Source organism: Clostridioides sp. LIBA-7678 (assembly GCF_056716065.1).
Genome location: NZ_CP196987.1, coordinates 2,680,980 through 2,706,596, shown reverse-complemented (window position 1 = coordinate 2,706,596; position 25,617 = coordinate 2,680,980). Strand labels below are relative to the sequence as shown.

Below are 25,617 nucleotides of genomic sequence, written 5' to 3'. Positions count from 1 at the left end.
AGAAATGTAAGGTCTTAAAAAATAACAGGAGGAAGAAAGTATGAGCACTCTTAGAGATCATTCTAATAACATTAGAAAAAACATAATAAAAATGGTTGCAGAAGCTAAAAGCGGACATCCAGGTGGTTCATTATCAATCGCTGACATATTGACAGTGTTGTATTTTGAGAAAATGAATGTATGTGTAGAAAATCCAAAAATGGATGATAGAGATAGATTTGTTCTATCAAAAGGTCATGCAGCACCAGCTTTATATGCCACATTAGCAGAAAAAGGATTTTTCCCAAAAGAAGAACTAATAACATTAAGAAAATTTGGTTCTAAATTACAAGGTCACCCAGACATGAAAAAAGTAGCAGGAATAGATATGTCTACTGGTTCTCTTGGTCAAGGTCTATCTGCAGCAAATGGTATGGCACTTGCAGGAAAATTAGATAACAAAGACTATACAGTGTATACTATATTAGGTGATGGCGAAATCCAAGAAGGTCAAGTATGGGAAGCTGCAATGACAGCATCACATTACAAATTAGATAATTTAATTGCATTTGTTGATTTAAATGGATTACAAATAGATGGTTCTAATGAAGAAGTAATGAATGTAAATCCAGTAGATGACAAATTCAAATCTTTTGGATGGAATGTAATGGTAGTAAATGGACATTCTTTTGAAGAAATAGGAAATGCAGTTGATGAGGCTAAAAAAGTTACAGGAAAACCAACTGTAATAATAGCTAAGACAGTAAAAGGTAAAGGTGTTTCATTTATGGAAAATAATGCTGCATGGCATGGAACAGCTCCAAATGCAGAACAAGCAGAACAAGCATTGAAAGATTTAGAAGGAGGTCTATAAGAATGGGAATAGCAACTAGAGAAGCTTACGGACAAGTGTTAAAAGAACTTGCAGAAAATAAAGATATAGTAGTATTAGATGCAGATTTAGGAAAAGCTACAAAAAGTATAACATTTAAAGAAGTTGCTCCAGATAGATTTTTTGATATGGGGATAGCAGAAGGTGACATGATTGGTACAGCAGCAGGTCTTGCTACTTGTGGTAAAATACCTTTTGCAAGTACTTTTGCAATATTTGCAGCAGGGAGAGGTTATGAACAAATAAGAAACTCTGTAGCATATCCAAATTTAAATGTTAAAATAGCAGCTACTCATGCAGGAGTAACAGTAGGAGAAGATGGTGGTAGCCATCAAGCTATAGAAGATATATCTCTAATGAGAGGTATACCAAATATGGTTGTATTAAATCCAGCAGATGCTTTAGAAGCAAGACAAACTATACTTGCATCTATTGATTATAATGGACCTGTGTATATAAGATTAGGTAGAGCTGCAACTCCTGATATAAACAGTGAAAATTACAAATTTGAAATAGGAAAAGGAACTGTTTTAAGAGCAGGTTCTGATATAACAGTAATAGCTACAGGAATAATGGTAGCAAAAGCTTTAGAAGCAGCAGAAGAACTTGCTAAAGAAGGTGTAAATGTAGAAGTTATCAATATGTCTACAATAAAACCATTAGATGAAGCATTGATAAAAGAAACTGCTAAAAAAACTGGAAAAGTAATTACAGCAGAGGAGCATAGCATAATAGGTGGTTTAGGTTCAGCTGTATGTGAAGCTTTAGCAGAAACTAAAGATGTAGTAATTAGAAGAATTGGTGTTAAAGATGTATTTGGTCAATCAGGTACACCAGCTGATTTATTAAAGCATTATGGATTAACTACAGAAGATATAGTAAAAAATATAAAAGAATTATTATAGATATAAATATATCTAATAATAAATTGATTTAATATAAATCAATTAAAGCTGTCTTAAAAATAGAAAGAAATTTCTACAATGGGACAGCTTTATTTTTACGATAATTGTATTAAAAATGGAAATGAAAAATCATGAAAGAGGTGCTGTTTAATGAAGATATCTATTGGATGCGACCATGGTGGTTATGAATTAAAAGAATTTATAAAAGAAAACTTATTAAATAAAGGTATAGAAGTTGAAGATGTAGGTACAAATTCAAAGGAAAGTGTAGATTTTCCAATATATGCAAAGAAAGTAAGTCAAAATGTTCAAAGTAAAAAATCAGATTTAGGTATACTTTGTTGTGGAACAGGTATTGGTATGTCTATTGCAGCAAATAAGTTTAAAGGAATTAGAGCTGCTGTTGTTTCAGATTGTTTCTCAGCTCAAGCCACTAGAGAGCATAACAATACAAATGTACTTTGTTTAGGTGAAAGAGTTGTTGGAAAAGGATTGGCAATGAGAATTGTTGAAGAATGGTTAAATTCAAGTTATAATGGAGAAAGACATGCAAGAAGATTACAAATGATTGATGACATAGAAAAAGAAAACTTATAAGTATCTAAAATTTATAACAAGGAGGAAAGTTATGTCTATTATTTGTGCTTCAATAATGTGTGCAGACCAAATGAATTTAAAAAAGGAATTAGAAGCTCTTGAAGAAGCAGATGTGAAATTACTTCATTGTGATGTTATGGATGGAATATTCGTTAAAAACTTGGCTATGGGTCCAGAACTATTAAAGTCAATAAGTGAAAATACAACAATACCTTTAGACATTCATTTAGCTACAGAAACTCCAGACAAGTATATCGATATGATGTCTTATATAAAGCCAAAATATATTTCTTTTCATGTAGAATCAAGTACAGATGTAAAAGCAGATATACAAAAGTTAAGAGATTATGGTATAGGGCCAGTCTTAGCAATAAGTCCTCAAACAAGTGTGGACAAAATAGAAGAATATATAGATTTAGTTGAGGGTATCTTAGTAATGACAGTAAATCCAGGATTTGCAGGTCAAAAGTTTAATCTTTCTGTATTGGATAAGTTGGATAAACTTACAGATATACTAAAAGATTATGATAATCCTCCATTTATAGAGGTTGATGGAAATATAAATAAGGATACTATCAAACTTATGAATGGTAAAAAAGTAGATATATACGTTGTTGGTACTTCAGCTTTATTTAATGACAAACCTCCAACTTCATATAAAGACAAAATAAAAGAGCTAAAGGAAAGTATAAAGTAACGATATAAATTTATAAGATGTTTCTGTTTCATAATGAAGGGCTTGAATAGAAACGATAAATTTTACAATATTTAATAAAAATTTTAGTTAAGTAAGGAGAATTTTTTATGGGAGACCTATATAAACTGCAAAATGGTACTGATATTAGAGGAATAGCATATGAAAATGATTCTAAGGAAGTTAATCTAACTGTAGAAGAAGTAAGAAAAATAGCTAAAGCGTTTCATATTTGGTTAAAAGAAAAGACTAAGAAAGAGAAAGTAACCGTTGCTATAGGAACTGATTCTAGGATAACAGGAAGTCAATTTAGAAGTACTGTTATTGAAACTTTGACTAATGACAATTGTAATGTAATTGATTGTAATATTGCTACAACTCCTGCAATGTTTATGACAACTATTATGGATGGATATAATTCTGATGGATCGATTATGATTACAGCTAGTCACTTACCATATTACTATAATGGTTTAAAGTTTTTTACAGAAAATGGAGGACTAGAAAAAACTGATATAAAAGAAATGTTGGATATAGCTATTAAGAATGTTAGTGTAGATTGTAAAGAAGTTGATAAAAAAGGTGAAGTTATAGTAAAAAATTTAATAGAAGACTATTCTAATTTATTAATAGATAAAATTAGAATAGGTGTAAATTCAAGTAAAAATTATGAAAAGCCTTTTTCTGGACTAAAGATATTAGTTGATGCAGGAAATGGAGCTGGTGGATTCTTTGCTGAAAAAGTTTTACACATACTGGGAGCAGATACAACAGGTAGTCAGTTTTTGAACCCAGATGGTATGTTCCCAAACCATATACCAAACCCTGAAAATAAAGAAGCAATGGAAAGCATATGTAAAGCTGTACTGGATAATAAGAGTGATTTAGGAATAATATTTGATACAGACGTAGATAGAGCTGCTATTGTAGGTAAAAATGGAAAACCAATAAATAAAAATGCTCTTATAGCTGTTATATCATCAATAATATTAGAAGAACATCCAAAGACAGCTATAGTAACTGATTCTATTACTTCTGAAGGTCTTGCTAAGTTCATAAATGAATTAGGAGGAAGACATCATAGATTTAAAAGAGGGTATAAAAATGTAATAAATGAAGCCATAAGATTAAATAGTGAAGGCGAAGAATGCCATTTGGCTATAGAGACATCTGGACATGCAGCATTAAAAGAAAATTATTTCTTAGATGATGGAGCATACTTAATAGCTAAAATTTTAATAAAAGTAGCAAAATTATCCTTAGAAGGAAAGACTATAGAAGAATTGATAGAAAATCTTGAAGAAGCAAAAGATGAAAAAGAAGTTAGAATAGGTATTAATAAAGAAGATTTTAGACCATATGCAGAAGATATATTAAAAGATTTAGATTCTCATGTTAAAAGTATTGATGGATGGTCTGTAGCACCAAATAATTTCGAGGGTATAAGAGTTAATTGTAATGAATCAAATGGTGATGGATGGTTTTTACTTAGAATATCACTACATGAACCATTACTGGCTTTAAATATTGAATCAAATAAGATTGGCGGAGCAGAACAAATTTATTCTAAGCTAAAAATTTTCTTAGAAAAATATGATTTAAAAGGTCTTTAGGATTAATAAAAAGCATATATTTATATTGAAGAATGGATGTAAATTTATACCTTAGATTACAAATATTACAAAATTGTAATCTAAGGTAACAGAGATGTAACTGATTATGGAAACTCTATGTGATATTATAAATACAGAGAGATGAAATACATGATGAATTATAGAGAAATATAATTTAAAATGTATTAATATCAAACCAAAAAGGTATAATCAAAAAATATGTAAATATAAACCCCAACATTTAGAAAAAGACCTCCAAGGAGGTTTTTTTCTTTTTTAAAACAAACATCAGATGTCATGATATAATAACCTTAGTAGAATGATAAGGGGATAATGATACTATGGGTAAAAGTGAATATATTAAGCGAGTTGAAGAATTTATAAATTCATATTTTGTAGAAAGAAATGTAAAAAAATGCATGTCTTTTTTTCATAAAAACATCTGTTGGTTTGGCACAGGGAAGTTTGAAGTAGGTAATAGTATAGAAGAGGTAGAACGTTTATTAGAGGCATATGTAAGACAGTCTCCAGAAGGTTTTAGCATAGAAAAATTATGGCTGGACAGTAGAGAATATTCAAAAAATTTACATATGGTATTTGGTGAATATTTGGTTGGTAAAAAAACTAAGAAAGGCTATAATTTTCAAGTAGAAATAAGAGTAACTTATTTATGTGTTGAATGTGAAGGAGAGATATTAATAAGTAGTGTTCATACTTCTGTTGCAAATGACTTACAGAAGGTAGGCGAATATTTTCCAATAAGTCTGATGGAAGCAGAAAATAATAGATTAGAAGCAATTGTTCATGAAAAAACTAAGGAAATAGAAGAACAGAAAGTTATGTTAATAGAAGCAAATAAAAAACTTCAGCAATTAGCCATCACTGATGAATTGACAGGTTTATTAAACCAGAGAGCAATTATAGGAAATATAAGAAAAATTATTAAAGAAAATTTAAAGAAATATGCAATAATGATAATAGATATAGATAATTTTAAAAGTGTAAATGATACTTATGGACATTTAGTAGGTAATGAAGTTATAAGAACAGTAGGCCACATGGTTAAATCATTTGAATCTCATTATTTATTTTCTGGAAGGTATGGTGGAGATGAGTTTATTATCTTAACAGAGAACATAGAGAAAGCATTGTATATAGAATCTAAAGTCCATAGCAATTTATTTGAATATAACTTTGAAGGTATTGGACATAAAATAACTGTAAGTATTGGAATTTCTGAATGGGAAAATTTTAACTCATTTGAAGTATTTTTAAGTGAAGCAGATAAGAAATTATATAAAGCTAAAAAATTAGGAAGAAATAGGACTATATATTAAAAATATGTGTATTGAGAGTGTTTTATAAGGTTGTAATTGGCAAGATAACTATCATCTAATGTGATATGATACTAGTCTGCAATTACAACCTTATATAGCCTTATATCAATTAACTTTTTTGAAAATAAGTACCACCTTAAACAAATCAGCATCAATAACTATTTGCATGTTTGCATTTTCTAATTCAATTATGTTTTGAGCTATTGACAAACCAAGGCCAGAGCCATCTGTTTTTCTAGCTATATCACCTCTTCTAAATCTTTCTAGTAGTTCTTCTGGTTTTAGATTTAGTTTATCATTTGAAATATTTTTAAATGTTAATATTATATTTTCTTTTTCTGTAAACATGTCTATATAAACTCTAGTGTTTGGCATAGAGTATTTTAATATATTATTAATTAGATTTTCAAAAACTCTCCAAGTTTTTTTCCCATCTATCATAGTAAATACAGAATGTTCTGGTGTTTTTATTATAAAATCTAAATTACTACTTTGAATTTTATCTTCAAACTCTACTGTACTTTGAATTAAAAGTTCTTTTATATCAGTTTTTGTTATATTAAATTCCACATCACCACTGCTGAGTTTAGAAGCTTCAAATATATCTTCTATCAATAACTTTAATCTTTGTGCTTTTTTATCTAAAATATTTATATAGTCGTTTGTAGTTTCTTTATCAAATTCATTATTTTTTAACATATCTACATAATTTAATATAGATGTAAGTGGAGTTTTTAAGTCATGAGATACATTTGTGATAAGTTCTGTCTTCATCCTTTCACTTTTTATATTAGCATCTACAGCAGCTTCAAGACCATCTGTTATAGTATTTATACTTTTGGCTAAAGTAGATATTTCATCATCTCCTATTACTTCTAGCTTGTATTTTAGATTTCCATTCTCAATATTTTTTACATTCTTTGATATATTATTTATGTAATTAAACTTAGCAGATAAAAAGTTGTATATATAAAAATGAAAAACTGTGTTTACAAGTGTAAATAAAATTACTATAGCTATTGCCTCAGCATAATATATATACATAAAGAATATCAAAACCAGATATTGAATAATAGCTTGTATAACTATAGATATTAAAAATACTATAGCTAATTTTTTGTTTATAGTCTTTCTATTATACATACTAAGTAAGTTTGAAAAGAATACATATGTTATAGACATATCTTTTAGATTATAGTTATTATATTTAATATTTTCATATATTATGTAGACTATAGATATAATGATAAAATTGTAGATTATTAAATTAGTGTTGTAAAATATTTTATTACTTGAAAATGCATGAAACCTTAAGGCTAATAGTATCAAAATTAATATAAGTATAAGTTCTATTTTTACCTTAGAAAAAAGACTTATGACATTTTCTAAGAATTTGACTTTAGTCTGTTTATTTTTTTTATATAATGCAAAACATAATATAGTCAATAAAAAACTTGATAATATAACACCTATACAGACAAACTCTAATTCTATTTTTGACAAATGCAAAGGCGCTCCGAAAAAATAAAAATAAGGTAGAGCAAACTCTCTATAATAATAATCAATATTATAAGTAAAATTATTATTCAAATCATAAACTGCTTCAAATAATATAGAACTTAATAGAAATAGAAATAATAATAAAATGAATTTTGCTTTAGAATCATTAATAATTAAGTTTTTCAATTTTGTAACCAATACCCCACACCACCTTTAAATATTTTGGTTCTTTTGGATTAATTTCAATTTTTTCTCTAATTCTTCTAATATGAACAGCAACTGTTCTTTCACAACTGTAAGCATCTTCATTCCAAACATTTTCATAAATCTCACGAGAAGAAAAAATTTTACCTTTTCTTGATAGAAGAAGTGTAAGTATTTTATATTCAATAGGAGTCATCTTAACTTCCTCGCCATCTAAAGAAACTATTTTTGTATCTGTATTTAACTCCAGACCACCACTTTTTAGAATATAATTAGTATCCTTTGAATTGTTTAAATTGCTAAAATCTCCTAGATTTATGTATCTTCTAAGTTGAGATTTTACTCGAGCAGTAAGTTCTAGTGGATTAAATGGCTTAGTTATATAGTCATCAGCACCCATATTAAGACCTATAATTTTGTCCATATCTTCTGATTTTGCAGACAAAAGGATTATAGGTATATTCTTCTTTTCCCTTATTTTAAGTGTAGTTTTAAGACCATCTAAATTTGGCATCATTACATCCATTATTATTAATTTAATATCATTTTCAATTAACATATCTAATGCTTCCAATCCATCGTATGCTTTTAAAATATTAAAGTTATCAGGTCTTAGATAGAATTCTATAGCATCAACTATTTCCTTATCATCATCCACGACCAATATGTTTTGAGTCAATTTATTAATCCCCCTTGAAATTTTATTTTAACCAATTTTTATTTTATACTAAAAATAGGTATTAGAAAACAGTGAGTATATTCATTATGAAATAAAACTAGTATTTTTATATTGTTAATGAATATAGTAAATATTGAAGTATAGATGTCTATGTTAATAATAACTTAAAAATTTATGAAAGTGTCTAGTATAATTTATCACGCTCCTTACCTTGTTTTAGATTTATTAACTTCTTGGGTATAAAAATATATTAACAAATATAAATAACAAATGAGTTTCATAATTATTAAGAATTTATAACAAATAATTATTTTGATTTAGTTTGTTATAAAAATATATAAAAGACTTAAGAATAAAACTCATAGATTTTAAGGCGAATAGGGTTATACATTTTAACAGAAATGACTTTGGATGTGTTTATATAGCAGAAGCTATAGAATCGAATACAATAAAAGAAGTAAGCGAGAGAAAGTAGTATAGCACAAGAAAGTGCTATATTACAAAATCTCGAATGAATATATTTGTTATGGATTAAGTTAAACTAAATATTATAAATTAGGTGTATGAAGTATAGCAGGAACGCTTTTATCACTAAGTAATTTATCAAACGATTTATGGTCGGATTTATAACCAATACCTTCTCTACATTCTAACTCATCAACAAGCTTATATTGTTCACAAGCCTTTTTTACTTTTTCGTAATCTTCAGAGGAATGAGCTTTGTAAATTATCTTATTATTGAAACTTATTTTATCAGCAAACTTAGGTTTTACAAAATATTTAACATCTTTTATTTGACCAGCATTATACAAATTTTGGATAACAGAACCATTTTTTAAATGTTGCAAATGGTCATCTAACTTATAAGTATGTGCTATATGAGTTACACTTTTAAAATTTTCTTCAAAAGCAAGAGCAATTTTCTCCATATAATTGAAGTCAGTATTACCATTTGTATTTTTTTCTGGTAATAATATTATATTTTCTCTTTTTACCCCAAGATTATTAAGTGAAGCTAAAAACTCTCTATTTCTGTACTCTGATTTTTGTATGTCTGTAAGGTTTTCATATTTTTTATATTTATCAAAAACAGATATACCACATCCAGTAGATACCAAAACCACAAATACATGATTTTTTCCTCTTTCTTTTATAGCATTTACAATAGCACTGCCAGCCCACAACACTTCATCATCTTGATGTTGAACATAAAAGACAACATAATCTTTAAATTTTCTATTATCATAATTCACATAACTATTGAAACCTGTTAAAATCAAGCATAAAACTAAAATGATAGATAAAATTCCATACTTATTTATAGTAAATTTTTTATTTTTGAGTGTCATTTAATCATCTCCTGAAAAGCTGTCTTAATTATATTATCAAACAAAATCCTAAAAAATATTTCTTAAATCTTAAAAAATATAGAGTGGATTAATGGAATAAAATTTTTTTATTAGTTTAAAATCAAAAAAATAGTTATATGTAAAACTAGTAAAAATAATAGGAAATTTAGGTATAAATATAAAAAGTGCACATTGATACTTGTGCACTTCTTATTAATATAATTGGTTATTTACTACAAAAACAGAGCCTTTTGAGACCTAAAATGTTTGATGCACCAGCTATCGTAGTTCCATAATAGTAAACTGGTTTATTTAATGACATAAAATTTACAATTGAGTTATTACATAATGTGCTTCCTGTACAAATAATTATATCAGACCAAGATATTACATCCTCATAATCTCTTATACCATCTTCAATCTTGACATTATACTGAATAGTGTCTATAAATTCAGGGTTTAAATCTAATACTCTAGTTTCAAAAAAATCTTTAACATTATCGATTATAGCTGGTTGATATCCTATAATTGCTACTTTGGGATTGTTAAATTTACTTTTTATAACTTTAGGAAAGTTCTTTGCACATATTTCTGGCTCATTGTTTTTACAGTGAATGGTTCTATTTGTCATACCTAAGTGCCTCATAACTGCATTTAATGATGCTATAAAAAGACTTCTATCATGAGAGCTACCATGTAAATCTAATGAGAGTATTTCTTTCAAAGAACCTTCAAATATAGCTGGAGTAGAAGTAAATGCTTGCCCTTTAGCTCCTTTAAAATCGGCTTCAAGCATTATTTCTTTACCTACTATAATTGGAAAATCTTTGCGTTTAGTATTTCCAATTGCTTCTCTAGCAGATAGAGATTTAGATACAATACTTATCATATCCATATCTAAATTATATTTGTCAACTTGTTCTAATAAGTAATCTTTTAAGGTATCAAATATATTCATAGAAAAAAGATTCTCCTTTCTGTCTTACTTGTTCATTTAATTCAAAAATATGATTTATTTTTCCATCGTTCATTATTCCTATTTTATGAGCAAAGAACATTGCTTCAGAAATATCATGAGTAACATGAATAACTGTTGGCTTGTATTTTAGATAAACTTCCTTTAGTATTTTGCTTATGTGTTTTTTTGTAATATAATCTAATGAGCTCATAGGTTCATCTAGTAGTAATATATCAGGTTCAGCTATTAATGCACGTGCAAATGCAACTCTCTGTTTTTCTCCTCCACTTAGATTTTTAGGATACCTTTTTTTTATGTTTTCTATCTGCATTAATTTGGATAAATGATTAACTTTAAACATTTGTTCATCTTTATGTATTTTTCTCAATTTAAGTGGGAACCTTATATTATCTTCAACATTCATATTTGGAAATAGTTCAAAATTTTGATATACAAACCCTATATTTCTGCTTTCTGGAGGTAAACTTGATATTAGATTTTCTTTGTATGTTACATCTCCTTTAGCAAATGAGTATCTTCCTGCTAATGTTTCTAGAAATAGAGTTTTACCTGAACCACTAGAACCTAATAAAACGAAGTATTCATGATTATTAATTTTTAAACTATTTTTTTTTAACTTAAAATTAGGCAAATCAAGCGATAAATTTTTAATTTCTAACATATTAGTTTTTATCAACCTCTCTATTAAAAAATATTTCAAAAAACATCAAGCATGCAAGTGATATAAATATCAAAATTACAGCTATACCTACTGCAATATCTATATCACCAGTAGACATATTTAAATATATCGAAGTGGGTATAATTTCAGTTTTCATACGTGTAGAGCCTGCTATCATAGCCACTGCACCAAATTCACCAAGTGCTCTTGACCAAGTCATTACAATTGCAGATATTATTCCAATTTTTAGATTTGGAAGAATTATAAATTTAAATGCTTCCCAACGGTTACATCCAAGAGTGCGTGCAACAAATACCATCTTTTCATTACCATTATTTAATGAAGTGAGGAGTATTTTAATTGTGAGTGGTAGATTTACGAATACCTGAGCCAAAACTATTCCTTGTCTTGTAAATACAAAATCAAGTTTAAGAATTTTATAAAGGGAATCTCCAATACCCATTCTACCAAACAAAAGTAAAAGAGCAATTCCTGACACTAGATGAGGAAGAGACATAGGAAGATTTATTATTTGTATAAGTAGTTTTTTAAATGGTAATTTAGTAATATGCAAAAAGTAAGCTGCTGGAATAGCTAATAAAAGACATACTATGGTAGATATTAAAGATGTCTTGATGCTAAGTACTATTGCAAATTGTACTTCCACTGAATTTAAGCATATAGGAACATAACTCAGCCCCTTAATGATTAGCATAAAAAGTGGAGATACGATAAATAAAAAGACTATAGCAAAGAATCCAGTAAGTAGCATAATAAAGATTTTATTTTTCAAATTAAACCACTACTTAACTGGTTCAAAACCATATTTTTTAAATACTTGTTTAGCTTCATCAGATGCTACATAATTTATAAATTTATTGGCTAAATCCTTTTTATCACTATAGTTCACAGTTCCTGCTAATATGATTTGGTCTATGTTTTTATCTGGAGCAATCTCTATAACTTCTACATCATTATTGCCAAAAACAGAGTCTTTTGTAGCTATTGTAGCATCTGCTTTACTTGATGTTAACTGTACAATCATTTCGTTTACAGTTGCAGCTGTAGAAACAACATTATTATTTATAGATTTCAAATTATTTTTTTCAAGTATTTTTTGAGTAGTCTTACCGATAGCATTAGACTCTTTATCTCCAAAAATAAGTTTAATACCTTCTTTATTTAGGTCTTCTAGGTTTTGAATATTAGCAGGATTTCCTTTAGGTACAACTATTGCAGGTGTATGATGTGCTACCGTTTTATGTTCACTTACAAGTTCTTTTTCAAATGCTTTTGAGTAGATTGGCTCAGAACCAACAATAAATGCATCGCCTTTGTGACTTGTCTCAATTTGAGCTATTAGTTGTGCAGAACCTGCATAACTATATTCAATTTTGACATTATTTTCTTTCTCAAATTTCTGAGCTATTTCATCCATTGGCTTTTTTAAACCTGCCCCTGAATAGACAAAAAGAGTTTCTTTTTCTTTTGAATCATTAGTTGTTGTCACTTTAGTATTAGCTTCATTATTAACTTTTTTGTCTTTAGAATTACATGCAGTAATACTTAACGAAATAATCATAGCTAAAGCCAATACCGAAAATTTTTTTAACACAATATATTCCCCCTTAGTAAATTAATGTAAATTCTTTTTCAGTATATCATACTAAGAAAACGATGTCTAAGTTTTTGTTATGTTTTGTTATGTTTTATAATGTTTTGTTATGTTTTATTATGTTAAAAAGATTTATCTGAGAGAATAGATATAATATTTTTATTATATAAATGGGATTAGAGTTTTAATATTCTATTTAATTGATATAAAATTTATCTTTATTTCTTAAAAAATTTCTTAAAAAAAAATTATGGAAGATATTTGCATATTATAATATAATAAGTCATTTTTCTAGTGTATAATATATGATATGGAATAGGTGTTATAAAGTGGCAATGATAGAAAAACTTAAGTATAGAAGTATATTTTAATTGATAATGTATATAGGAGGAGGACAAAATTTGAGTACCATTATTTATGCCTATTTGATACCATTTATAGGATTAATTTTTTTGATATTTCTTATTAAAATGAATCATTTATTTAATAAAGAGCAGAGTAGATTGTTTATAATATCAATAGTAATTAACTTAATACTTATTATAGCCACATCTACTGATTACATAATATCAAGACAGACAAATTCATCACTATGGATGATTCGTAGGATTACATCTTTTTTAAATTTTGCAATAAGTCCATTGATTCCTATTTTACTTATAAAGATATTTAAACAAAAAAAGGATACAATTATATTTTATTTGCCATTTTTGATAAATTTTATTATTTGTTTTTTTAGTATGTTTATTAAAATTATATTTTTTATAGATATAAATAATTATTATGAAAGAGGATGTCTATTTTTTATACCTTCTTTTACAGTATTATTATATATTTTAATATTTATAATCAATCCAGTTACTTCTCATGTACAAGAAAAGAAAATGGAACGTATTATTGTTACATCCATTGCTGTTACAATAATAGCAGGATTACTTTTAGAAATTTTTTATTACTATCATTTTCTAAGTTACGGATTCTCAGCATTAGGGCTTATTATTTATTATATACTACAAAATATTAATTTCTTTTCAAAAGATTCTTTGACAGGAGCATATAATCGCCAAATGTATAATTATATGCTGGATAAAATTAATAATTCTTTAAATTGTGTTATTGCTCTTTTAGATATTAACAATTTCAAATATATAAATGATAATTATGGACATGATGAAGGCGATAAAGTATTAATTTTATTTGTTAATATTATTAATAAGAATATTAAAGATATTGCATCTTTTTATCGTACAGGTGGAGATGAATTCATGTTGATATCAACTAAAGTAACTGAAGACGTACTCTTAAATGCTCTTAATAAATCTAAGATAGAGTTAGAAAAATATGACCTAAGTTTTGCGTGTGGAGTAAGTGAATATAATAAAGAAGATAATCTTGAGGAAATACTACATATGGTTGATAAAAAAATGTATATAAATAAAAATCAAATTAAAAATCAAGAAAAAGAATAATTCCAAGTAAGAAATTATTTGAAATTCTAATAATAATTAAGTGAAATATATTTTAAATAAAAGCATGTATTTTTTAGTATGATTTTTAGTTTTTATATCATTGAGTAGTGGAAGAAAAAAATATTTTATAAAAAAGTTTCAAGTATTTAATGTATTAATAGGAAGTCCAAAAAAAATTACATAAGATAAAAATGATAAAAATACTATAAAGTATATGAAAAAATAAAATAATTTTTTTTAGATGCAGATAAATCAAATTTTTTTCTTGGTTTATCACATAAATAGGATATCAGATAATAGTCTTTAATTTAATCTCCTCATAGAATCAGTATGAGTTTAGAATACTATGAGGAGGTAATTATATTAATTTAATTTGTAGTATTTTAAATAAATAGATATAAAAAAATATCACATTAGATAAGAAAAATTCATTTTTACATATCTTAAGAAATCGACTTAAGTTAAATCCAGACGATTCTAATAAATAAATTAGTAATCTAAATTATTTTAGATTTGTTATATTTTGTTAAAAAATGAAAATCTGAATAATAAGAATATATATCAATTAATTTTCATTAAGTATTTTTAAAAAGTAGAAAAAACTAAAAAGGGTTTTCTAGAAAATAAAATCTATCTAATTATGTTTACTAATAGCATAACTTGATGTAAATAATTTTCAACTATTTTTATCCGCTCTATAGTATAAAATCATTTAATTGTGTATCTATAAAATCGTAATAATCATATGCACTACCAATATAGGTAGATAATATATGAGTGTATCTATCTATATTATTTGTAAATATACTATCATATCCCCCTAAAAAACTTTCATAAAAACAAAAAGAAAACATCTTTTTGGCAACTGGCTAACATAACTTATAAAAATTTTATAAGCCTTAGTCCCTATAGCTTTGCGTCACTAAATTTCTCTAGTTTTGCCGATTTAGTTTTACTCTACAATTATATAATACAACAGAATAGAGTATTATTCAATAGATTTATTTGAAAATTGAAAAATTTATAAAAATGAAAAAAATATTTTCTAAATAAAAATCGACGATTAATTAATTTTGATATAGTATTGTAAGGTATAATTTATTGTGAGATATCGATGTATATAAATACAGTTTATGAGCAATTAAAGAATGGTGAAAAATAATGATAGATATAATAGAAATGTTAACAAATAAAAAGTGTTATTGAAATAAGAACAACCTGAAATTAATAGCATTTCATTTTTTGTATGAAATTTAAATGACAAATGGTAATTAAAAAGATAAAAGTGATAATATTAGGATGAAAAATTATATTCAAATAATCAAATAAAAAAAGACCCTTAAAAGAGTCTTTCCCGAAAAATCTATATATTATAATATAGTTATATTTTCTGCTTGAGGACCTCTAGCGCCTTTAACTATATCAAAGCTTACTTTTTGACCTTCTTCTAATGATTTAAATCCTGAAGTTTGTATAGCTGAGAAATGAGCAAATACATCATCTCCATTTTCTACTGATATAAATCCAAATCCTTTTTCGTTGTTAAACCATTTCACTATTCCATTATTCATTAAAAATACTCCTATTAACCTATATCAAGATATACTTGATTTAATTGTGTATCAACACAAATATTATTATATCATAATTTAATAGAGATGTCTACCTAATTATGATTTATAGTTAATATTTTATATTAAAAGGTTCTCAATGTTTATTTTTTAGATGTAATTATTTCTCTAGTTTATTAAATGTAGAAAAAACTAAAAAGGGTTCTCTAGAAAACAAAATCTATCTAATTATACCTACTTACCAATACCATCACCTGATGTAGACAAGATTCTACTACATTTTCTCCATACTCTAGTATAAAATCATCTAGCTGTGTATCTATAAAATTACAGTAATCATATGAACTGCCAATATAAGCAGTTAATATATGTGTACACATATCTATTTTTTCCATAAACATTTTACATCCCCCTAAAAAACTTTCATAAAAAACAAAAAGAAAATATCTTTTTGGCAACTGGCTGACATAACTTACAAGGGTTCTATAAGCCTTAGTCCCTATAGCTTTGCGTCACTAAATTTCTCTAGTTTTGCCGATTTAGTTTTATTCTACAATTAAATAATACAACAGAGTTGCTTATTATTCAATATATTTATTTGAAAATTGGATTAATTTATAGATATGAATGTTATTTTACATTAAAAAAATAGATTGAAGATGCAAAATATATGTTAAAACTTACTTGTAATTTTTGCGTTAAAAAACTTTTACTATTTATTTAAATAAATTCAATTTCAGTATAAATATTAAGAGATATTTAAATAATTTATTAACATATTAAAGAATTAAGTTACTTTTAATTTGATTTTTTTATTTTAAAAGCTATGAGGTTTCATGAATGATATATAAGAGTTGTATTATAAGATAACAGAATAAAGTTATTTAGTAATAGATAAAAAAGATTATTAACTAACAGGAAGTCTGTATGTAATCGGTGGAGTAACTTGTAATGAAATTAAAGAATTAAATAAGACTAGAGGAAAAAAATTCACTCAAATATATAGGTGAGAATATATGAACAACAAGGAATAAGGCTAAAAAGTTTATAAAATAAAAGTTATAAAAGTATTTAGACAAAGAATATTAATTTTTTTAAGTAGCCATTTTTAGGGAAAGGGAAACTTTTTTTGAAATATAATATAATTATAATAATAAAATAATGCTTTTATAAATATCAAGACACAGAATATAAAAATTTTATAATAATATATTTACCAAAATTATACAACATATCTTATATTATAACTATATAAATCATATAAATCAATACTTAGACAGGCTGATAGAGTAGTTTTTAAAAACAATAGAGTTATAATACAAAAACTATCTTAATATCCCTTTCCCTAAAATAGGAGATTTTTATTATTATTTAATAATGATTTTTAATATTAAATTTAATATTCAAGTATTATTTAAAAATATTTAAGATTTAAATCCTGATTTATAATAATATTATAAAAAGTAAATTGGTATGTACTGTAATAATTAAAACTTTAGACTTTAATTAAAATACTTTTTAGTCAAGTAGTCTAATGTATATTCATATAAAATTGTTAAAGATGTAATTATGATAGTAAAAATATAGAGTTAGATTGTGTAATTTTAGATATTTATCTTTATACAGTAAATTAAAAATCAAATGAAATACAAAATAAAATACATAGTCTAAAATAATTTATATCAAAATATAAAAATCTTGGTTTTAGTTAGTAAGTGATTTTAAATAATTTTATCAAATATATATGTGAAAATAATTTACTAGGTACATACATATCTTGTGTGAAATTTAAAGTATGCAGAAAATATATGAAAAGAATAAAGACTATGGATTTATAGTTGTTAAAGTTTCTTATAATGGTAAAGAAATACTATTGGAAAATATACTAAAGATATTTACTTAGTTATTTATAGAAAAAATAATGATATTTAGGAGTGACTATAATGCAAACTAATGTATTGATAATTGATGGAGATAAGAATAATTGCCAAGAATTGAAACAGTTTCTAGAAGAAAAAGGCATAAATGTCTATTTAGCATATAATTGTAAAGAAGCTATTGGAAAAATATTTAGTAATAAATTTGATTTGATATTTCTAGAAATAATTTTAACTGATGGTGATGGTTGGGATTTTTGTAAAAAAATTAGAAATATAACTACTTGCCCAATTATTCATATAACTTACATAAATGAAGAACAAAGTATTTTAAATGCTTTAAATTCTGGTGGAGATGACTATTTAATAAAGCCTTTAAATTTAGAAATATTATATGCGAAAGTTAAAGCTATTTTAAGAAGATTGAATTCATATACAAATAATAAGGAAAATAACATAAAATTAGAAGAATATAATAGAGCCAGTGGAGTCATAAAATTAGAAAATAAAATGATAAAATTAACTCCAACAGAAAATAGGTTATTAAATTACTTTATGGATAATGCGGAAAAGACTCTAACAATTAAAGAAATATATGAACATGTATGGATGAATGAATATTTAGAGGATAATTATAGTGTTGTAGTTGCAGTGAATGGTTTAAGAAAGAAAATAGAGAAAGATTATAAAAATCCTCAGAAGATTATAACAATAAGAGAAGTTGGATATTATTTTAATAATATATAAAGTTTTACAAATGGAATGATAAGAGGTTCTACCCAAACATAGATTTTATTAATAGATATAGTTGATACTTTATATAAAATAATTATGAAAATATGGAAAAATATGTTTAATATGATTATGATTAAGGTATAAAATTTAATAAATAGAGTGATAAGGGGTGGATAAGATGTTAATACATGATAAGTGTTTTTATCCAAATAATATTTATCCAGCGATAGACTTTCTTAAGATAAAAAAGCAATTAAAATCAATATACAAGAATGATTTATCAGATTGTGGAAATATATGTATAATAGAAAGAAAAGAATATTCTATAAGTATAAATAGTATAGGTGAGATAAATATATATTATGATTTAGAATATGAAAATAAGATACAGAGTATAGTTGATGAGATTGAACAGTTATTCAAAACTCAAGTTAAAAATTTTAGTGTATCAAAATTTAAGCATTGATGATTAAAAGGTAGCAACTATCTTCAGTTGCTACCTTTTAAAGTGTAGGTATATAAGAAACTAAGTATAGCCATTTATCAAATAGTAATGATAGTATAAAGCCTGAAAGAAATATACCTAATATGTACCATAAGAAAGTATTTAGATTTTTTTTCATAGATAATCACCAATTCATATTATATTTAATCTTCTTAATTAAAGTATAGCAATAATAAGTATAAAGAGTATATAAAATATTACAAATATTAACAGGATACATGAAACTATAGTAAAAGTTGTAATAATAAAACGAACGAAAATTATCATACTAAAAGCACTCCAATAATTTTAGGAGTGCTTTTATGATAATTTATTAAAATATAAATCATTAATAGCATTGTTTAAAAATATTTAAAATGCTGTAAAACCTCCATCAACAGGCATAAATATACCAGTTACATTGCTTGCTTCATCTGATGCTAAAAATAAAGTAACATCTCCAACTTCTTCTGCAGAAGCTACTCTATTCTGTGGAGATACTGTTTTTCCTGATACTATTCCATTCTCAGTATTTTTATTTCCTGTTTCTTTCCTTTTGTTGTTTAAAAATTCTAATGCTTCATGGTACATAGGAGTATCTGTAGTACCTGGATTAATTGCATTTACTCTTATGCCATTTTTTGCATAATCTAAGGCCATATTTTTTGTTAATCCATTTAAAGCATGTTTTGAAGTAACATATGCACTATGCCCAGGGAATCCAGTTAAGCCAGCAACTGAAGATACATTTATTACTACTCCTCCGTTGCCCAATTTTATCATTTCATTTATGCTAAAGTGTGAACAATGAAATGCTGACATAACATTACAATCAAAGACATGTCTAAACATTTCTTCTGACATTTCATGAACAGGGGCAGGTGTTCCAGTGATTCCAGCATTATTTATTAGTATATCTAATCTTCCAAATTTACTAATTGCTGTGTCGATAACTTTTTTACAATTCTGTGAAGTTTTCAAGTCCAGTATTAAGAATTCTACATTTGGAGTTATCTCTTTTATTTCCATCAAAGTTTTTTTACCCATTTCTTCTTTTTTATCTGCTAATACTAATTTTGCTCCTTCTTTGGCAGCTCTTAATGCTATTGCCTTACCTATTCCTCCTGATGCTCCTGTTACAATCATAACTTTATCCTTAAATCTATCTTTAATTATAGCTGACATAATAAATAACTCCTTTTATTATTTTAGTATTAAAATAACCTTTTTATATGAAATCTATTCTACTTGTGATTTTATTTTAGAAAGATACTTTTTTTAAAAACATACATATTATTACCCGAGTAAAAAAATTTCATAAAAACAAAAATAGTATATGTTTTTTATAAGTTGATGATATAAATGATAATTTATTTTACAAATCTTAGTTCATATATATTTATGTCACTAGAGTTCTCTAATTTTAGTGATTTAATTTCATTCTACAGTTAGAAGAGTGCAATAGAACTAGTTATTATTTAACATATATGTTTAAAAATTTGATAAATTTATAGATATGAATAATAATTTTAATATATAAAAACAAATTAAATAAGCGGGTCAAATGGTAAAGTCTACCTATAGTTTTTATGTTAAAAAGCTCCTATTATTAGTTTAAGTTATACTGAATGAGGGAGCGACATAAGATGGAAGAAGAAATAATAATAGAAAAATTATTAAGAGCAGAACTGATAATAGTGTAAAGTATATTAAAAAATATGTATCTGTGTGGATTACCAGTTCCCAAAAAACTAAAAGAGAAAATAGGAAATTTACTAGATACAATGACAGACGAATTGAATATTAAAGAAGGCAAATAAGCAATGAAAATAGCAATAGTGCCAGGTCAGACAGAAAATTTATACGTTATAGGAGGAGGAGCATGCAATAAAATAGATTCTATAACTAAAGAGAGATACACTATGATAAAAGGTAATGATAGGTTTGATACACTTTACAAATCGTTAGATTTTATTAATAGATAGATTGAAGGTAGCAACTGGAGATAGTTGCTACTTTCTTTTTTTATACTTTCTTTCTTTAAGTTTTTTATTTTCCATATTATCTAATACTTGCAGCGAACTCATATAGAATTTTTGGCGACTATCCCATTTTTGCTGAGCTTCACATATTAGATATAAATAAGCACTAAAAAAACTCCTATTACAGCACCAGCAATATAAAAATCTTTTATAATATTGTTGGCAAATAGACTAAAGAAAATTGATATAAATGCAGCAATAAGAGCAATTACAAATGGATTTGATGGATTATTTTTAGAATTTAAGATGGTTTTGATGCGTGTTTTTTATATTTTCTAGTGAAACTATCTCCTTAAGAGAATTATAAAATCTATAATTGCATTTATAATATTCTTCAGCTTCTTTTATGTCTGGCTTTTCTTCTTCTTGAATAATATTCAACTGCTCTATAGGGCTTTTTTTGTTAAATTTAATAATATCAAATATATCATTTAGAAATATATTTTATACCTCCATAAATTAATGTCTATTATACTTTAATTTATTAGCATATTTAAGAACTTATATCAGCAATTTGTCAAACTATTTTTAGAAGAAAATAGAGCAAGGACACAGGAGAAAAATTTACAGAGATTTATTCTTATGATGTGTGGTTAACAATGGATAAGGCTAGAGAATTTGTAAAAGAAAAATTATAAGTTTTAAAGTTTTATTTAAACAAGTATATAGATAAGAAAAATTTATATCAAAGTTTTTCTTATCTATTTTTTCTTATAAATATATTTATTAAATTTATAAAAAGATATATTTCTAGAAAAAATATGTTTTTTGACTATTTATGCGTTTTTGATGGCTAGTTAGACAGTAAGTGTTGAATATTTTGAATATTTAATTTATTATTTTAATAAATAATTATATATAAGTACACATATAATTATTTATTAAAATAAAATTAAGAGGTGATTTTATGAATTTAGATTTTCACTATTATGGTACATATCTTGCAGCTAAAATAGCTGGTTATAATGATTCTGATGCAAATACAATAGCTTATGCTGCTCAATATGTGGATGAATCAACTAAGAGTATGATTCTTGAAGATGTAAATTTTACACTACCTACAGTACAGACAACTTTAGAATTTGAAAAATATTATGCAGATTTTACTTCATGGGGTTATAAATGGAATCTTGATAGTTTAAATGAAATAAGAAAAGTATGGATACCATTTCATTTTTTACCTGGAAATTTGAACAACCAATATGAGTATAATGGAGTTAAAGAAAGCACAGGACTTACAACAAACTGGAAATTTAAAGATGGAGATGAGAGAAGATTTAGATTAATGTGTTTACCAAATAGTGAAACTGTTTCTTCTATTATAAATGACCTTATCTATTTTCATAGTACTGAGGAATATAAATTACAATTTATTGGAATGAGAATGCATGTACTTGCAGATACATGGGCACACATGTATTTTATTGGAAGACCTGAATGGTATATTAATGATGTTAAAGAATTTATAGCAGAAGAAAGTAAATACATAGAAGAAACTAAATGGACTAAAGCAGAAGAATATCGTAACGGTAGCTGGCATGCTATTAATGTTTCTGGTACTCCTGAGGTTGGTGGATATGAAGGAATTGCATATCTTGGACATGGAAGAATGGGTCATATACCAGACTATGGATATCTCAATTACAGATATGTTCCAAATTGGAGTTGTACTGATGATAAAGTGAAGATACAAAAAAATAATCAAGACAATTTCTTTAAAGCATTTTGTCAAATGGTATATGCACTAAAGTGTATTAAGAATGGTACTGATTTTAGCCTAAATCAATATGAGAGTTTAACAGAAAATCAAAAAATAGAAGTTATAAAAGTAATAACAACTAGAAAAGATGACCAGTCAGATGCATGGAAAAAAGCAATAAAAGCTTTAGGATATAGTTCTTTAGATAACTTTGATAAAAACAAATGGAAAAATGAATTTGAAAAATCTTCTAATAAGCAAAAAACAAACTATTATTATTTTAATCTAGTAGCCAAGAAACATATAGATTATGTAAATAATTTCTTAGAAGAAAATAAATTGAAATTAGATGAAATGTGTAGTGAATATTGTGAATTCAAGACTTTTGATGATAGCCAATTTGCTAAAAATAGAAATAGAGTAACAAAAATTATACTTAGAGGAGCTTTTATAGTTGATGCTATACAGTTTGTATATGATGGAAAATATAAAACTCAACTACATGGAGAACCTTTTGGAGGTAGCATAGTATCTATGGATTTAGATGTGGATGATTATATAATTAAAATAAGTGGTTCTATAGGATGGTTTACTGGTTTACCTATACCAGCTAGAACAATAGGTAACATAACTTTTTTAACTAAAAAAGGAAAAACTATAACAGCAGGAGAAGAAAAAGCCTTTAAGAAATATGGAAACTTTACTTTGGAACCAGAATCTGGTAAACAAATATTTGCCCTTCAGGGTTCATACTCAGTATATAAATTTAGTTCAGAGTATAGCAAAAGATATTTAGATTGTCTAGGGATTGCTTGTATGAAATAATTACATGAAAGAATGTTTAAAAGCCAAATTAGAAATTTTTATTTAATAGATAGATTAGAAGGTAGCAACTAGAGTTAGTTGTTACCTTCTTTTACTATTAATCCTATTATATTTTATATAACTATATATCTTTTCCTAATTATATAATAGGATATTATTGTTATAATAGATACTAATATTACTGATATTATCGCAGTATCAAGTCTTCTTATTAATAACCCTATTATTATGTATTCGAAGCCTATTAAATATTGAAAAAATATTTCTAGTTTAGTAGCTTTTTTTCTATCTATATTCCCATATTTTAATTCTAATTTATTTAAATACTTTTTCTTACAATAATTAGTTTTACCCACTAATAAATGATGATACAAAAGTCAGTATAAAAAATGAAACAAACAATATAATGAACTTGTGCAATTTGCTTAGTTGAAATACTTTATTAGCAAAAAATAAAATTAATACTGAGAGCAATGCAAAAAGTAAATCTTTTATAATAATCATTTTATATCCTATTGATTTCTTACAGATTGTAAGTAATATTTAGTTACATAAGCCCCGCCTTTATTATAACGTATTTTTTTAAATTTAAAGATTTTCCCAGATGTTATATTTGACCCAAGATGCATTATAATTGCTCCAACTATAGCAGCAAGATACTGACCTACACCAGGAATGGCACCGCCAAAAGACCTGCAACTCCTGTACCAGCACCAGCTAAAGTTAATGCAACTCCTTTAGAAAGATATAAATCAAAGCCTGTCTTAGTCCAAACTATTTTATTTGTCCCAGCTTTTCTATAATATAATTCATTTTCAACAAGAGTAGTGTTAACATCGTTTTCCTTAAGGTTTTTAATTAGTTTATTCATATCTATGTATGTAACTGTACCTGGTTTAGGTAATTGAGAGTCGTTGATTTTCAAGTCTTCTATTGAAGCTGGATTATTTTCCATATAATTTGGGATGTCATTTGAAAGCCCCATTGCATTGGCTGTTTGTCCAATAGGTATACCTACAAGAGCTGCTAATAATGCTACTGATAACAATTTCTTAATCCTTGGGTTTCTTAGTTTCATAAAATACATCCATTTTAAATTAGTTATATATAAAAGATATATATTATTGTTGTAGAATGTAATTCTTAAGAATTAACTATATTAAATATTAATAAAACATATAGTAAAACTTAAGAATGCATACAATAAAATTGAATATAAATTAAGTATATGAGATAAATTTCATGTAATATAAGCTTATATATTATAATTATATATAAACTTATAATATATATTGTAACAATAAAACGAACTAAAATTATCATACTAAAACATAAGACATATTAAATTGTATTAGATATATAAATTAACATACACCAAAGCACTCCTATAAAAAGAGTGCTTATTTTTTTGGAACACATTAAAGAAAAAACTATCAAGAATATTACTCAACATACCTTATAAACGATTTAAATAGGTCTTTTTAACAGCCTAGAACATATGATATAATAAAAAAATAGAAGTGTATTTGCAGTACACTTCTATATCTGTAACTAAGCATTCTCATGTCAGGGAATGATTTTTTCATTTCTCCAAACAACCTTGTTTTTTCATCAACAATTATCTTACATATACTAGCAATAAAAAAAGACCCTAAGAGAGTCTTTCCCGAAAAATCTATATATTATAATATAGTTATATTTTCTGCTTGAGGACCTCTAGCACCTTTAACTATATCAAAGCTTACTTGTTGACCTTCTTCTAATGATTTAAATCCTGAAGTTTGTATAGCTGAGAAATGAGCAAATACATCATCTCCACCTTCTATTGATATAAAACCAAATCCTTTTTCATTATTAAACCATTTCACTATTCCATTATTCATTAAAAATACTCCTATTAACCTATATCAA

The 25,617-nt window shown here is 25.8% G+C and carries 22 protein-coding genes, 1 pseudogene and 2 riboswitches; of the genes and pseudogenes, 11 read left to right on the top strand and 12 right to left on the bottom strand.

The genetic code is table 11. The annotated features are described in order from the left end of the window. Positions 1 to 40 precede the first annotated feature (40 nt). From ACTG46_RS12900 to ACTG46_RS12875, 6 genes are all read left to right on the top strand, one after another. Positions 41 to 853, top strand: coding sequence for a transketolase (locus tag ACTG46_RS12900; protein WP_054270924.1), 813 nt, complete (start codon positions 41 to 43; stop codon positions 851 to 853). Between the two features lie 2 nt (positions 854 to 855). Further along, on the top strand, positions 856 to 1,776 hold the full coding sequence (locus ACTG46_RS12895) for a transketolase family protein (RefSeq protein WP_479922958.1): 921 nt from the start codon (positions 856 to 858) through the stop codon (positions 1,774 to 1,776). 150 nt (positions 1,777 to 1,926) lie between these two features. Next, complete coding sequence (gene rpiB, locus ACTG46_RS12890; RefSeq protein WP_054277101.1) at positions 1,927 to 2,373, top strand: ribose 5-phosphate isomerase B; 447 nt, start codon at positions 1,927 to 1,929, stop codon at positions 2,371 to 2,373. A 31-nt stretch (positions 2,374 to 2,404) separates the two neighbouring features. Further along, a complete protein-coding gene (locus ACTG46_RS12885; protein ID WP_054277100.1) occupies positions 2,405 to 3,070 on the top strand; it encodes a ribulose-phosphate 3-epimerase in 666 nt (221 codons plus the stop codon). Between the two features lie 107 nt (positions 3,071 to 3,177). Next, positions 3,178 to 4,680, top strand: coding sequence for a phosphohexomutase domain-containing protein (locus ACTG46_RS12880; protein ID WP_479922957.1), 1,503 nt, complete (start codon positions 3,178 to 3,180; stop codon positions 4,678 to 4,680). A gap of 341 nt (positions 4,681 to 5,021) precedes the next feature. Further along, positions 5,022 to 6,017 (top strand): GGDEF domain-containing protein, encoded by a 996-nt coding sequence (locus ACTG46_RS12875; protein ID WP_479922956.1) that lies wholly within the window; start codon positions 5,022 to 5,024, stop codon positions 6,015 to 6,017. A gap of 105 nt (positions 6,018 to 6,122) precedes the next feature. Here the strand turns inward: ACTG46_RS12875 and ACTG46_RS12870 are convergent, their stop codons facing one another. From ACTG46_RS12870 to modA, 7 genes are all read right to left on the bottom strand, one after another. Next, positions 6,123 to 7,715 carry a HAMP domain-containing sensor histidine kinase gene (locus ACTG46_RS12870; RefSeq protein WP_479922955.1) on the bottom strand — a complete coding sequence of 531 codons (1,593 nt, stop codon included), beginning with the start codon at positions 7,713 to 7,715 and terminating at the stop codon, positions 6,123 to 6,125. After that, a complete protein-coding gene (locus ACTG46_RS12865; RefSeq protein ID WP_074178379.1) occupies positions 7,684 to 8,400 on the bottom strand; it encodes a response regulator transcription factor in 717 nt (238 codons plus the stop codon). Before ACTG46_RS12865 ends, ACTG46_RS12870 begins: the two co-directional genes overlap by 32 nt. A 548-nt stretch (positions 8,401 to 8,948) precedes the next feature. Further along, entirely contained in the window at positions 8,949 to 9,749 is an 801-nt protein-coding gene (locus tag ACTG46_RS12860) for a PIG-L family deacetylase (protein WP_479922954.1), read from the bottom strand. A gap of 226 nt (positions 9,750 to 9,975) precedes the next feature. Further along, the gene (locus tag ACTG46_RS12855) at positions 9,976 to 10,707 is read right to left on the bottom strand and encodes a Rossmann-like domain-containing protein (RefSeq protein WP_479922953.1); all 732 of its coding nucleotides are present in this window, start codon (positions 10,705 to 10,707) and stop codon (positions 9,976 to 9,978) included. Further along, positions 10,694 to 11,389 (bottom strand): ATP-binding cassette domain-containing protein, encoded by a 696-nt coding sequence (locus ACTG46_RS12850; RefSeq protein ID WP_167639970.1) that lies wholly within the window; start codon positions 11,387 to 11,389, stop codon positions 10,694 to 10,696. Before ACTG46_RS12850 ends, ACTG46_RS12855 begins: the two co-directional genes overlap by 14 nt. A gap of 1 nt (position 11,390) precedes the next feature. Further along, positions 11,391 to 12,182: an ABC transporter permease gene (locus ACTG46_RS12845; RefSeq protein WP_479922952.1), complete on the bottom strand. Its 792-nt coding sequence runs from the start codon at positions 12,180 to 12,182 to the stop codon at positions 11,391 to 11,393. A 9-nt stretch (positions 12,183 to 12,191) separates the two neighbouring features. After that, entirely contained in the window at positions 12,192 to 13,004 is an 813-nt protein-coding gene (modA, locus tag ACTG46_RS12840) for a molybdate ABC transporter substrate-binding protein (RefSeq protein WP_479922951.1), read from the bottom strand. Positions 13,005 to 13,405: 401 nt separating this feature from the next. Between modA and ACTG46_RS12835 the strand changes: the two genes are divergently transcribed. Continuing rightward, entirely contained in the window at positions 13,406 to 14,473 is a 1,068-nt protein-coding gene (locus ACTG46_RS12835) for a GGDEF domain-containing protein (RefSeq protein ID WP_167649777.1), read from the top strand. 857 nt (positions 14,474 to 15,330) lie between these two features. Continuing rightward, positions 15,331 to 15,426: riboswitch (cyclic di-GMP riboswitch) on the bottom strand. A 417-nt stretch (positions 15,427 to 15,843) separates the two neighbouring features. Here ACTG46_RS12835 and ACTG46_RS12830 read toward each other — a convergent pair. Together ACTG46_RS12830 and ACTG46_RS12825 are read right to left on the bottom strand one after the other, a co-directional pair. After that, positions 15,844 to 16,044, bottom strand: coding sequence for a cold-shock protein (locus ACTG46_RS12830; protein ID WP_021385087.1), 201 nt, complete (start codon positions 16,042 to 16,044; stop codon positions 15,844 to 15,846). Positions 16,045 to 16,268: 224 nt separating this feature from the next. Continuing rightward, positions 16,269 to 16,445 carry a hypothetical protein gene (locus tag ACTG46_RS12825; RefSeq protein ID WP_054270912.1) on the bottom strand — a complete coding sequence of 59 codons (177 nt, stop codon included), beginning with the start codon at positions 16,443 to 16,445 and terminating at the stop codon, positions 16,269 to 16,271. A gap of 49 nt (positions 16,446 to 16,494) precedes the next feature. Continuing rightward, a riboswitch (cyclic di-GMP riboswitch) is annotated at positions 16,495 to 16,590 on the bottom strand. Positions 16,591 to 17,987: 1,397 nt separating this feature from the next. Between ACTG46_RS12825 and ACTG46_RS12820 the strand changes: the two genes are divergently transcribed. Both ACTG46_RS12820 and ACTG46_RS12815 read left to right on the top strand, forming a co-directional pair. Continuing rightward, a complete protein-coding gene (locus ACTG46_RS12820) occupies positions 17,988 to 18,668 on the top strand; it encodes a response regulator transcription factor (RefSeq protein ID WP_054277089.1) in 681 nt (226 codons plus the stop codon). 166 nt (positions 18,669 to 18,834) lie between these two features. Continuing rightward, complete coding sequence (locus ACTG46_RS12815) at positions 18,835 to 19,122, top strand: hypothetical protein (RefSeq protein ID WP_054270910.1); 288 nt, start codon at positions 18,835 to 18,837, stop codon at positions 19,120 to 19,122. A gap of 390 nt (positions 19,123 to 19,512) precedes the next feature. Here ACTG46_RS12815 and ACTG46_RS12810 read toward each other — a convergent pair whose 3' ends face one another. After that, positions 19,513 to 20,325 carry an SDR family NAD(P)-dependent oxidoreductase gene (locus ACTG46_RS12810; protein WP_479922950.1) on the bottom strand — a complete coding sequence of 271 codons (813 nt, stop codon included), beginning with the start codon at positions 20,323 to 20,325 and terminating at the stop codon, positions 19,513 to 19,515. A gap of 653 nt (positions 20,326 to 20,978) precedes the next feature. Here ACTG46_RS12810 and ACTG46_RS12805 point away from each other — a divergent pair. Both ACTG46_RS12805 and ACTG46_RS12800 read left to right on the top strand, forming a co-directional pair. Continuing rightward, positions 20,979 to 21,125 (top strand): annotated as a pseudogene (locus ACTG46_RS12805) (N-acetylmuramoyl-L-alanine amidase); the annotation flags it as partial. Positions 21,126 to 22,089: 964 nt separating this feature from the next. Next, a complete protein-coding gene (locus tag ACTG46_RS12800; protein WP_479922949.1) occupies positions 22,090 to 23,706 on the top strand; it encodes a DUF6765 family protein in 1,617 nt (538 codons plus the stop codon). A 664-nt stretch (positions 23,707 to 24,370) separates the two neighbouring features. Here the strand turns inward: ACTG46_RS12800 and ACTG46_RS12795 are convergent. Together ACTG46_RS12795 and ACTG46_RS12790 are read right to left on the bottom strand one after the other, a co-directional pair. After that, complete coding sequence (locus tag ACTG46_RS12795; RefSeq protein WP_235626772.1) at positions 24,371 to 24,784, bottom strand: hypothetical protein; 414 nt, start codon at positions 24,782 to 24,784, stop codon at positions 24,371 to 24,373. 604 nt (positions 24,785 to 25,388) lie between these two features. Continuing rightward, positions 25,389 to 25,589 carry a cold-shock protein gene (locus tag ACTG46_RS12790; protein WP_021384215.1) on the bottom strand — a complete coding sequence of 67 codons (201 nt, stop codon included), beginning with the start codon at positions 25,587 to 25,589 and terminating at the stop codon, positions 25,389 to 25,391. Positions 25,590 to 25,617 lie beyond the last annotated feature (28 nt).

Coding starts and splice junctions, on each gene's coding strand:
- ACTG46_RS12900 (WP_054270924.1), top strand. CDS start 41: ATGAGCACTCTTAGAGATCATTCTAATAACATTAGAAAAAACATAATA.
- ACTG46_RS12895 (WP_479922958.1), top strand. CDS start 856: ATGGGAATAGCAACTAGAGAAGCTTACGGACAAGTGTTAAAAGAACTT.
- rpiB (WP_054277101.1), top strand. CDS start 1,927: ATGAAGATATCTATTGGATGCGACCATGGTGGTTATGAATTAAAAGAA.
- ACTG46_RS12885 (WP_054277100.1), top strand. CDS start 2,405: ATGTCTATTATTTGTGCTTCAATAATGTGTGCAGACCAAATGAATTTA.
- ACTG46_RS12880 (WP_479922957.1), top strand. CDS start 3,178: ATGGGAGACCTATATAAACTGCAAAATGGTACTGATATTAGAGGAATA.
- ACTG46_RS12875 (WP_479922956.1), top strand. CDS start 5,022: ATGGGTAAAAGTGAATATATTAAGCGAGTTGAAGAATTTATAAATTCA.
- ACTG46_RS12860 (WP_479922954.1), bottom strand. CDS start 9,749: ATGACACTCAAAAATAAAAAATTTACTATAAATAAGTATGGAATTTTA.
- ACTG46_RS12855 (WP_479922953.1), bottom strand. CDS start 10,707: ATGAATATATTTGATACCTTAAAAGATTACTTATTAGAACAAGTTGAC.
- ACTG46_RS12850 (WP_167639970.1), bottom strand. CDS start 11,389: ATGTTAGAAATTAAAAATTTATCGCTTGATTTGCCTAATTTTAAGTTA.
- ACTG46_RS12830 (WP_021385087.1), bottom strand. CDS start 16,044: ATGAATAATGGAATAGTGAAATGGTTTAACAACGAAAAAGGATTTGGA.
- ACTG46_RS12825 (WP_054270912.1), bottom strand. CDS start 16,445: ATGTTTATGGAAAAAATAGATATGTGTACACATATATTAACTGCTTAT.
- ACTG46_RS12820 (WP_054277089.1), top strand. CDS start 17,988: ATGCAAACTAATGTATTGATAATTGATGGAGATAAGAATAATTGCCAA.
- ACTG46_RS12815 (WP_054270910.1), top strand. CDS start 18,835: ATGTTAATACATGATAAGTGTTTTTATCCAAATAATATTTATCCAGCG.
- ACTG46_RS12810 (WP_479922950.1), bottom strand. CDS start 20,325: ATGTCAGCTATAATTAAAGATAGATTTAAGGATAAAGTTATGATTGTA.
- ACTG46_RS12800 (WP_479922949.1), top strand. CDS start 22,090: ATGAATTTAGATTTTCACTATTATGGTACATATCTTGCAGCTAAAATA.
- ACTG46_RS12795 (WP_235626772.1), bottom strand. CDS start 24,784: ATGAAACTAAGAAACCCAAGGATTAAGAAATTGTTATCAGTAGCATTA.
- ACTG46_RS12790 (WP_021384215.1), bottom strand. CDS start 25,589: ATGAATAATGGAATAGTGAAATGGTTTAATAATGAAAAAGGATTTGGT.